The sequence below is a fragment of the Enterovibrio qingdaonensis genome, from assembly GCF_028683135.1.
Lineage (GTDB): Bacteria > Pseudomonadota > Gammaproteobacteria > Enterobacterales > Vibrionaceae > Enterovibrio > Enterovibrio qingdaonensis.
Genome location: NZ_JAJUBB010000042.1, coordinates 1 through 10,414, shown reverse-complemented (window position 1 = coordinate 10,414; position 10,414 = coordinate 1). Strand labels below are relative to the sequence as shown.

Annotated in this window: 10 protein-coding genes and 2 tRNA genes; 9 read left to right on the top strand and 3 right to left on the bottom strand. The window is 46.3% G+C overall.

All coding sequences use genetic code 11. The features are described from left to right. Positions 1-162: 162 nt before the first annotated feature. Both LRP49_RS24890 and LRP49_RS24885 read right to left on the bottom strand, forming a co-directional pair. Positions 163-239: transfer RNA gene (locus tag LRP49_RS24890), tRNA-Asp, on the bottom strand. Positions 240-279: 40 nt separating this feature from the next. After that, positions 280-370, bottom strand: a tRNA-Ser gene (locus LRP49_RS24885). 551 nt (positions 371-921) lie between these two features. On the opposite strand from LRP49_RS24885, the gene LRP49_RS24880 reads away from it, so the two are divergent. The 6 genes from LRP49_RS24880 to LRP49_RS24855 all read left to right on the top strand — a co-directional run bounded on the left by LRP49_RS24880 (position 922) and on the right by LRP49_RS24855 (position 6,551). Further along, a complete protein-coding gene (locus LRP49_RS24880) occupies positions 922-2,067 on the top strand; it encodes a transporter substrate-binding domain-containing protein (RefSeq protein ID WP_274146341.1) in 1,146 nt (381 codons plus the stop codon). A gap of 77 nt (positions 2,068-2,144) precedes the next feature. After that, a complete protein-coding gene (locus tag LRP49_RS24875) occupies positions 2,145-3,353 on the top strand; it encodes an amino acid ABC transporter permease (protein ID WP_274146338.1) in 1,209 nt (402 codons plus the stop codon). A gap of 3 nt (positions 3,354-3,356) precedes the next feature. Beyond that, on the top strand, positions 3,357-4,457 hold the full coding sequence (locus LRP49_RS24870; RefSeq protein ID WP_274146337.1) for an amino acid ABC transporter permease: 1,101 nt from the start codon (positions 3,357-3,359) through the stop codon (positions 4,455-4,457). 18 nt (positions 4,458-4,475) lie between these two features. Next, positions 4,476-5,228: an amino acid ABC transporter ATP-binding protein gene (locus LRP49_RS24865; RefSeq protein WP_274146335.1), complete on the top strand. Its 753-nt coding sequence runs from the start codon at positions 4,476-4,478 to the stop codon at positions 5,226-5,228. Between the two features lie 209 nt (positions 5,229-5,437). Then, positions 5,438-6,109 (top strand): Bax inhibitor-1/YccA family protein, encoded by a 672-nt coding sequence (locus LRP49_RS24860; RefSeq protein WP_078752070.1) that lies wholly within the window; start codon positions 5,438-5,440, stop codon positions 6,107-6,109. A gap of 112 nt (positions 6,110-6,221) precedes the next feature. Beyond that, positions 6,222-6,551: a TusE/DsrC/DsvC family sulfur relay protein gene (locus tag LRP49_RS24855; protein ID WP_274146333.1), complete on the top strand. Its 330-nt coding sequence runs from the start codon at positions 6,222-6,224 to the stop codon at positions 6,549-6,551. A gap of 41 nt (positions 6,552-6,592) precedes the next feature. Here LRP49_RS24855 and yccX read toward each other — a convergent pair whose 3' ends face one another. Continuing rightward, positions 6,593-6,865 carry an acylphosphatase gene (gene yccX, locus LRP49_RS24850; protein WP_274146332.1) on the bottom strand — a complete coding sequence of 91 codons (273 nt, stop codon included), beginning with the start codon at positions 6,863-6,865 and terminating at the stop codon, positions 6,593-6,595. 99 nt (positions 6,866-6,964) lie between these two features. Between yccX and LRP49_RS24845 the strand changes: the two genes are divergently transcribed. From LRP49_RS24845 to LRP49_RS24835, 3 genes are all read left to right on the top strand, one after another. After that, positions 6,965-8,362, top strand: a complete 1,398-nt coding sequence (locus tag LRP49_RS24845; protein ID WP_274146330.1) for a methyl-accepting chemotaxis protein — start codon at positions 6,965-6,967, stop codon at positions 8,360-8,362. Positions 8,363-8,499: 137 nt separating this feature from the next. Continuing rightward, complete coding sequence (locus LRP49_RS24840; protein WP_274146328.1) at positions 8,500-9,687, top strand: class I SAM-dependent methyltransferase; 1,188 nt, start codon at positions 8,500-8,502, stop codon at positions 9,685-9,687. Positions 9,688-9,740: 53 nt separating this feature from the next. Next, the gene (locus LRP49_RS24835; RefSeq protein ID WP_274146326.1) at positions 9,741-10,391 is read left to right on the top strand and encodes a YccT family protein; all 651 of its coding nucleotides are present in this window, start codon (positions 9,741-9,743) and stop codon (positions 10,389-10,391) included. Positions 10,392-10,414: the final 23 nt, after the last annotated feature.

The window sequence follows — 10,414 nt, the reverse complement described above, 5'->3', positions numbered from 1 at the left end:
ACAGATACAAAAAAGCCCCGCTATTTCTAGCGAGGCTTCGTTGTGTTGGCGGAGCGGATGGGACTCAACGCGCCGGGCTTCCGGACGCGACCAAAGTGCGAAGCACTTTTTGGGGCGCGTATAAGAAAAAAGCCTGACGCTTTCGCATCAGGCTTAAATCGTTGGCGGAGCGGACGGGACTCGAACCCGCGACCCCCGGCGTGACAGGCCGGTATTCTAACCAACTGAACTACCGCTCCAATCTCTTATCAACAAGCAATTAAGCTCATCAATGAAAAGTGGCGGAGGGATAGGGATTTGAACCCTAGATACGCTATAAACGTATGCCGGTTTTCAAGACCGGTGCTTTCAACCACTCAGCCATCCCTCCGTAAGTGCGGCGGATATTAGCGATTCCTCAGAACCCTGTAAATCAATTTTTTATGCAAACCCTTCCAACCGAGCATATTTAAACCAAATCGCTCAAGACTGCGTCAAAACAACTTTATGCTGCACCTTTTCTCCAGTTTGTCGCCTCACCGCCTTTTGTATGTTTTGCATAAACATCTAATCAAACCACACATAGCATTCTGGTCATTTCTAAAATAATAAAATATCGCCCAGCCACCTGAGTTCACGCTGATGAATGGTTCATAACAACTTTTTTCACTTTGCTTGCGTAAAAACAGTACGTTACAAACGTGCTTCAGCAGGTTTTCTCGCGATAAATGTCTCATTTTTTCAAAGATCATTGCCTAGGTCACACCTCTAGCCTGTTCGGTTTGCAGCCAAATAATCCGATTCTATACTGTGCAATGTTAATTAGATGTTAACAGGAACTTTGGAGTGGTTTTACGAGGTTCACTTCACTTAAGGCTTCTTGCCTCTATTGAGCCTTGTCCATGAGCAAACAACCAGTAATAACCAAAAGGATTGATAGGTATGGTTAATAAAAAGTCGACATTAGGGCTGGCGGTGATTTCTGCACTGCTGCTCGCTGGCTGTGATTCTGGCGGCGGTAGTGCTGAGAGTCAGAAGCAAATCGATGGCCTGAAGGATCAAGTGGCGTCTTTAGAGAAACAACTTTCTGAAGCAAAAGCGGGCTCCTCACAAGCCCCTGCACCTTCTGCGCAAGGCGAAAACACGCTTGATAAAGTGAAAAGTGCAGGCGTGATTAGCTGTGGTGTCAGTACTGGCCTACCAGGTTTCTCTAACCCGAATGCAAGTGGCGAGTGGGAAGGTATTGATGTCGAGTTTTGCCAAGCAATGGCCGCAGCAGTGCTTGGAGACAAGAGCAAAGTTAAATATGTACCTTTGACAGCCAAAGAACGCTTTACGGCACTTCAGTCTGGTGAAATTGACGTACTGTCGCGTAACACCACATGGACGCTGCAACGTGACGGAACGCTAGGCCTGAACTTTGTCGGTGTGAACTACTACGATGGCCAAGGCTTTATGGTCAAAAAAGATTTGGGTGTTAACAGCGCGCTGGAACTCGATGGTGCCTCTGTTTGTGTTCAATCAGGTACGACGACAGAGCTAAACCTTTCTGACTACTTCCGTTCTAACGGCATGTCGTTTAAACCCGTTGTTTACGATACGTATGACGCAACCGTTAAAGGCTTCGAGTCTGGTCGCTGTGATACGCTGACAACTGACCAATCAGGTTTGTATGCATCTCGTATCAAACTGTCTGACCCAGATAGTGCGGTAGTTTTACCAGAAATCATTTCTAAAGAGCCTTTGGGACCCGTAGTACGACAAGGTGATGATAACTGGTTCAATATCGCGAAGTGGACGTTGAACACCATGATTAATGGTGAAGAGTTCGCGATCACATCTGCGAACGTAGATGAAATGGTTAACTCAAAAGACCCAAATATTCGCCGTATCCTTGGCCAAGATGGCCCTAAAGGTAAAGGCTTGGGTCTGAATGATGATTGGGGTTACCAAATCATCAAGCAAGTGGGTAACTACGACGAAAGTTTCCAACGTACCGTTGGTACTGATTCGCCACTAAAAATACAACGTGGTGTGAATGCCCTATGGACTGATGGCGGCATTCTATATGCGCCACCTATCCGCTAAGTAAGCTCGCTTAATAGCAAACGGGGTGCGGTTTCCGCACCCCTCCGCTCAACGTTAAAGGATAGAGGTGCAGTTGTATGGCATCCAAAGATAATGCATTAAACTCCGAGGCGTCTCGACGCCCAGAAGTCAAGCAGAGTCTCATCTACAACCCAACATTCCGCTCCATCATTTTTCAAGCTGTCGCGATCATTGGTTTGGTGTTTTTCGTCTTCACCATTGTTAACAATGCATTGACGAATCTCGATGCCAGAGGTATTGCGACCGGTTTTGGATTTTTGTCTCAAGAGGCGGGATTTGGCATTGGTTTGACGCTCATCGAGTATGATGAAACGTTCTCTTACGGCCGAACATTTTTTGTTGGGCTACTGAATACCGCATTGGTTTCGGTACTCGGGATCGTGCTTGCAACCATAATAGGCTTCCTGATTGGTATCGCTCGCCTTTCTAGCAATTGGCTTCTAAGTCGATTTGCGGCAGTGTACATAGAAACCTTCCGAAACATTCCCCTTTTACTTCAAATTTTCTTCTGGTATTTCGCGGTATTACAAGCTTTACCTTCACCCAAAGAAAGTATCAGTGTGGGTGAATGGCTTTTCCTGAACGTTCGAGGTTTGTATTTTACCCGTCCCGTGTTTGAAGAAGGCGCAATGCTAATTGGTGTGGCTTTGATTGCCGCTCTTATTTTTAGTTTTGTACTTTCTCGCTGGGCGAAGAGAAAACAAGAATTAACAGGACAACAAACTCCCGTCTTCACCTTTTCCTTGATTGCGATTATTGGCTTACCGCTCATCGCGTTTTTAGTTCAAGGTATGCCGGTTTCGTTGGAGCATCCAGTCTTAAAAGGGTTTAACTTCAGAGGTGGTATTTCTATCATCCCTGAGTTAGCCGCACTTACACTCGCTTTATCTATCTACACCGCATCGTTTATCGCCGAGATTGTTCGCTCAGGTATCAATGCCGTTAGCCATGGTCAAACCGAAGCAGCAATGGCATTGGGTCTCCCTCGCGCGAAAACACTGCGATTAGTCATTATTCCGCAGGCGATGAGAATCATTATTCCACCGCTTACCAGCCAATATCTTAATTTAACGAAAAATTCCTCTCTCGCAATGGCGATTGGTTATCCAGATTTGGTGTCTGTTTTCGCTGGAACAACGCTCAATCAAACCGGTCAGGCGATTGAAATCATCGCTATGACAATGGCGGTTTACTTATCGTTAAGTCTTTTGACGTCGTTTTTAATGAACATATACAACGCAAAAGTTGCTTTGGTAGAGAGGTAGGATATGACGAAACAACATCAGTTCCAGCCTGACCTCCCGCCACCACCCAATACGGTAGGTGCTATCGGTTGGGCAAGGAAAAACCTTTTCTCATCGCCGCTAAATTCCATCATGACGGTGGTACTCGCGTTGCTGGCACTTCAGGGGTTATGGGCAGTCATTGACTGGGCATTCCTAAACTCAGACTGGGTGGGTTCGACAAGAGATGATTGCTCCAGAGAGGGGGCTTGTTGGGTATTTATCAACGTACGCTTTGACCAGTTTATGTTTGGTTTCTATCCACAAGACGAATTATGGCGTCCTCAACTCTTTTATGCCATTTTGGCCATTTTCACTGGGCTTCTCATCTACGAAAAAACGCCTAAAAGAGGTTGGATACTGCTTCTTTTTGTTGTTGTATTCCCCTTGATGACGACCTTTTTGCTGTTCGGTGGCATGGGTGGCATACCGAAAGTTGAAACTCACCTTTGGGGTGGGCTGCTTATCACAATGATCATCGCGATCGTCGGTATTGTCATCTCTCTCCCAATTGGTGTTGTTCTGGCTCTCGGTCGACGGTCAGACATGCCAATAATTCGCAGTCTCTGCACGGTTTACATTGAGATTTGGCGTGGTGTACCGCTGATTACGGTGCTGTTTATGGCGTCGGTCATGCTGCCACTCTTTATGGCGGGAGAATCAGAGACCAACAAATTGGTGCGCGCCTTAATCGGTGTGGTGATGTTCTCTGCCGCTTATATGGCAGAGGTTGTTCGTGGTGGTTTACAGGCCATTCCCAAAGGACAATATGAAGCTGCTGACGCTTTAGGGCTCACTTACTGGAAGAAAATGGGGTTCATCATTCTTCCTCAGGCACTGAAAATCACCATCCCTTCAATTGTGAATACCTTTATTGGTCTGTTTAAAGACACCAGTCTTGTGCTCATCATCGGTATGTTTGATGTGCTTGGGATTGGGCAAGCTGCGAATACTGACCCGCAATGGTTAGGTTTCGCAACAGAGAGCTACGTGTTTGTGGCATTGGTGTTCTGGATTTTCTGTTTTGGCATGTCCCGCTACAGTATTTATCTGGAAAACAAGCTTCACACTGGTCACAAACGCTAAAGAACAAAGGATTGTATTATGACTCAACAAGTAGACTCTCCCGTCATCCAACTGACCGATGTGAACAAATGGTACGGTCAGTTTCACGTACTGAAAAACATCAACCTCTCAGTAGCAAGAGGAGAGAAAATCGTTATCTGTGGCCCTTCTGGATCCGGTAAATCAACCATGATCCGTTGCATTAACCGTCTAGAAGAACACCAACAGGGCTCCATTATCGTTGGCGGAACAGAATTGACTGACGATCTCAAGAACATCGAGTTAGTGAGAAAAGAAGTGGGAATGTGTTTCCAGCATTTCAATCTGTTCCCTCACCTTACGGTACTAGAAAACTGCACGCTTGCGCCTATATGGGTAAAGAAAATGCCCAAGGACGAAGCAGAAGCGATTGCCATGAAGTATCTGGAACGCGTAAAAATCCCTGAGCAAGCGGGTAAGTACCCTGGACAACTTTCAGGTGGCCAACAGCAACGTGTTGCTATCGCACGTTCTCTTTGTATGAATCCAAATGTCATGCTCTTTGACGAGCCGACATCAGCACTTGACCCTGAAATGGTACGCGAAGTATTGGATGTCATGGTCGAATTGGCCGAAGAAGGGATGACAATGCTCTGTGTTACGCACGAAATGGGCTTTGCAAAGGAAGTCGCAGACCGAGTGATCTTTATGGATGCGGGCGAAATTATCGAAGAAAACGAGCCAGAACAGTTCTTCAATAATCCGCAATCGGACAGAACTCAGCTCTTCTTAAGCCAAATTCTCCATCATTAGTGGTACACTTGACCGTTAATCAGCGTGATTAACGGTCATTTAATATTTGTTTACAAGTTCGTTTAAAATCTCATTTCGAGATATATCAGTGTTCTCAAGGGCTAAGACGCTTTATTATCACCTTTGCGACAATTCGTACTTGAAAAATTGTGCCACAAGCGCAATAAATGACGTATTAGAAATAAACCGTACCCTACCGGGAGAAAGATATGAACGATCGTTTCGTTTCCACTAGCCAAACGCAAGAAAGTGTACTGGCTACCAACAAAGTACTGCGTAATACATACGCGCTGCTTTCTATGACACTGATCACCAGTGCAATTGCCGCTTTCATTGCTTTGGTAGTTGGCATCACACCAATGATGTCACTTGGCATGACCTTGGGCGCATTGGCGATTGTCTTCTTTGTACTGCCTAAAGCGGTTAACTCCTCTTCAGGTATCGTATGGACATTCGTGTTCACCAGTTTGATGGGTGCCTCACTAGGCCCAACACTGGCTTACCACCTGAACCTTGCTGGCGGTCCTTCGGTGATCATGCAAGCACTGGGCACAACAGGATTGGTATTCCTTGGTCTGTCTGCTTATGCAATTAGCAGCAAGAAAGATTTCTCATTCATGGGTGGCTTCCTTGTCGCTGGTGTAATCGCACTGTTGGTGGCAATGATTGCCAACATCTTCCTAGCGATCCCAGCTCTGAGCTTGGCAATCAGCACCATTGCTGTACTGATTTTCTCAGCGTTCATCCTGTATGACACCAGCAATATCATCAACGGTGGCGAGACTAACTATATCCGTGCGACAGTTTCTCTGTACCTGGATATTTTCAACATCTTCGTTCACCTGCTGAGCATTCTTGGCATCATGAACAGCGACGACTAATCGCATAGAAAGTTAAGTTAGTAAAAAGCTCCCTCGGGAGCTTTTTTTGTTTCTACTTGATGCTGTCAACGCAAGTCTATATCCTTTGCGCGTTCGAAATACGAGGTTATCTATGCTGGAAATAAACGGTAAGCAGATTGAAACCGACGCTCAGGGCTATTTGAAAAACTTCGCCGAATGGCAAGAGGAACTTGTTCCTATGCTGGCAGTAGAAGAAGACATCACACTGACTGACGCGCATTGGGAAGTAATTTACTTTGTTCAAGACTTCTACAAAGAATTCAACACCTCCCCTGCCGTTCGCTTGCTGGTAAAGTCGATGGAGCAAAAATACGGACCAGAGAAAGGTAACAGCCGTTACTTGTATACGCTTTTCCCTAAGGGCCCTGCGAAACAAGCAACTAAGTTAGCTGGCCTACCAAAGCCCGTTAAATGCATTTAAAAAAGGCGCATATTGCGCCTTTTTATTTTTTGGACCGACATTTATTGGATGGAAAAACCATCTATCGCCTTCCAGTCCTCTTGGTGGTGAACCAACTTGGTGACGCTTGCCGTAGGCGGCCCAACCTCTAGCCAACTTAGCAAGGCGTTCACATTTTGCTCCTCACCACACATCAGGACAGTGACGGAGCCATCAGTCTCATTCTTCGCAAAACCCGTCAGCGAAAGCCTCAATCCTTCATGAGCCGTATGAAATCTGAACCCCACACCTTGTACACGACCTGAAACGGTCGCTCTAACACAAATATGTGACAATGATCTCGCTCCATTATTTGGTCTAACCAGCACTCATCAGTGTAATATGAGCCTGATCAGATTGAATCTGATTGCGTACTCGATAAGGATCATATCAAGATGAAAGAAACGCCGTTCCGCTGGATAGACCAATACCTCATCCGACTGAGCCTAAAACAGAAATTCTATCTCCTTTACACATTCATTTTTGCACTAACAGTCGCAACCGGTGCCATTTTCTATTCAGCATCAACTGCACAGGCAACTTTCATTCAAGAACAACATAGTGCAGCACTCAACACCTTGCTGTCTCACTATGATATCAATCCAGTAGACGCCTCAGTGTTGCTTGAGCGGTCTGGTATTAGTCTAGAACGACAAGCTCCTGCTTGGGAGTCAGAAAGCACATCAATTGCGACGAAGATTGATGTGGATTTTTGGTCCTTTATCGACCTCTCCTCTTGGGGCATTCTCGCCATATTGTTCTTGATTGGCATTATGATTCTGCATTACGTATCCAGCTTTATTGGTGGCGCAATGTTCTCCATGAACGCGGCTCTGCAACGCATGCTTGATGGGGATTTGACTAGCCGCATGAACTTCTTCCCTGTGAGGGATGAGTTCAGCACCATCGCCATTACCGTTGATAACATTGCCGATCGCGAACATAGCTTGGTAAAAGCCATCAAAAACGCAGCTGCTTTAATGGAACAACTCTCCGCTGAACTGAGCTCACGCGTAAAAGACAGCGAATGCTTGTCTGCAGATCAACGTACCTATTTGGACTCTCTTGCCAGTGCGACTGAGGAGATGGCAGGTTCTATTCGTGACGTTGCAACTCACGCTGAAGATACCTCTGGTGAAATCATGGCTGCGGGTGATGCGTCAAAACAAAGCCGCAATCAGGTAAACCAGACCCTTCATGCTATCCAAGCGTTAAGCACCGAAATTGAGTCAGCGGCTCAAGCGGTCTCTGCGTTAGAGCAGAATTCAACTGAAATCGGCAGTATGGTCGCAACTATCAGCGCAATCTCAGAACAAACCAACCTGCTTGCGTTGAATGCCGCCATTGAGGCTGCGCGCGCAGGTGAGCAAGGTCGAGGTTTTGCTGTGGTCGCCGACGAAGTCCGCACACTCGCAGGACGCACTCAAGCGGCAACGGTCGAGATTCAGCGTATGATCCAAGATCTTGGCAATAATACTTCGCACCTTCGCGGCGTGATGCAAGGCACGGTTGATAATGCTGTTGCCAGCGAAACGCTGATGCAAAATATCGATACCGAAATAGCGTCTATTTCGGAGCGCAGCTTACGTATCACAGACCGAAGCACAGAGATTGCAACTGCAGCAACCCAACAAGGTAGCGTTGCGAGTACCATTTCATCTGACGTTGAACACGTTCGCCAACAAGCTTGGCAAGTTGCTGAACTCATCCGTCAAACATCAGATAATGTTGTGGACCTTCAGAAACAATCACGCAGCTTAACCTCACTGGTCTATGGTCTTCGCACCGAATAACGTATTCAGCAAAAGAAAAAGCGGCTGCCTGATGGCAGCCGTTTGCATTCTGGGTGCTGTTCTCGGACAATACGGCACCTTTTATTGGCTTTCGGCATTGTCGCCGGAAGTCAGAGATTAGAAATTAGGAATAACCAATGAATCCTTCTGTTTATTTGGTCAAAGGGCGCGAGAAGTCTCTGCGCCGTCGTCATCCGTGGGTATTCTCTCGCGGAATCCAGCGTATTGAAGGCAAGCCTTCTCTGGGACAAACCGTTGACGTCTATGATCATCAAGGCCAGTGGTTGGCACGAGGTGCGTTTTCTCCTAATTCACAAATTCGCGTGCGCGTTTGGACATTTGAGCAAGAAGAAATCAATGTGGATTTCTTTAAAAAACGCCTACAAAACGCGCAAGGCTTGCGAGACGTACTTGCCGCTCGTGACGGTTTGACAGGTTACCGACTCATTGCTGCGGAATCTGATGGCCTGCCAGGCATTACTATCGACCGTTATGAAAACTTTTTGGTTTGCCAATTGCTGAGCGCAGGTGCCGAAGCACAAATGCAAAACCTAGTTGATGCACTGGTTGAATTGTATCCAGAATGCAGTATCTACGAGCGTTCAGATGTTTCTGTACGTAAGAAAGAAGGCCTGAAAGAGCGTACTGGTGTTCTGCATGGTGACATGCCACCAGCGTCCGTTGTGATCGAAGAAAATGGCGTGAAGATAAGCGTTGATATCACGGGTGGTCACAAGACGGGCTTCTACCTTGATCAACGTGATAGCCGTGAAGCTGCCATAAAATATGTCAACGGTAAACGTGTTCTAAACTGCTTCTGCTACACCGGTGGTTTTGGCCTGTACTCACTGAAAGGCAACGCAGAAGAAGTCATCAACGTTGACGTTTCTCAACCAGCATTGGATATTGCGAAATCTAACGCTGAAATGAATGGCTTCGACACCGCGAAAGCGCAATTCGTTAACGCCGACGTATTTAAACTGCTGCGTGAATACCGTGACAGCGGTGAACTGTTTGATGTTGTTATCATGGATCCACCAAAGTTTGCTGAATCAAAGGCTCAGCTGACGGGTGCATGTCGCGGATATAAAGACATCAACATGTTAGCGATGCAGATTCTGAAGCCAGGTGGCACGCTACTGACCTATTCTTGCTCTGGTTTGATGGACAACGCACTGTTCCAAAAAATCATTGCAGATGCTGCACTCGATGCACACCGCGAAGTTCAGTTCATTGAACGTTTTGAACAAGCGGCTGACCACCCTGTAGACAGCGCATACCCAGAAGGTTTCTACCTGAAAGGTTTCGCCTGCTACGTAAAATAATAAACATCTGCCCGGTATAACCGGGCAGTTTTACACAACATTAAGGGATTAAGATGAGAAGAAAGCTGTATCTCGCTTCCGTTTTTTCTGCCGTACTGCCTTTTGCAGCGCATGCTGATGTAACACTCCACCTGAATCAAGACATTGAGTTGTTAGCCTTCAATGGCCAAGAATATCAGTCAAAGATGTTCGACAACGACAACCACGTTGTGTTGAGCGACGGTACGCAGCAATTGGCGTTCCGTTCTATTGCTAGCTTCGAAAAAGGTAAAGAAGTATCTTTCCAGAAATCTGATGTTATCGTTGTTAAGTTCGATGCGTCAGATGAAGATGTCTACCTTGACCTGCCAGAATTCAAGAACAAACGCGAAGCAGTCGCGTTTAATAAAAATCCAAACTTCCAAATACTTGATGGCGAGAAAAATGCCATTGCATTTGAGCAAGGTAAGCTGATTAAAAGTGGCTTCCAATTAAGCCGTGATTATCTGGCTGAGCTGCAACGCTATAATGAAACCGACCAACCTGCGTCACTTCAGCTCGTTGCGGTATACGAGCCGAAACCGAAATTCGAGCCACACAACAGTACCGTGGTTGTAAACGAAACAAGCGTTACCAACGAAGTTGAATATCAACTTCACTACTGGTACGAAAAAGCAGACGCAGCAACCAAGGAAAAGTTCAAATCCTTCGTGAATGCAGAGTGATAAAAAAAGCCGCTTACGCTAAG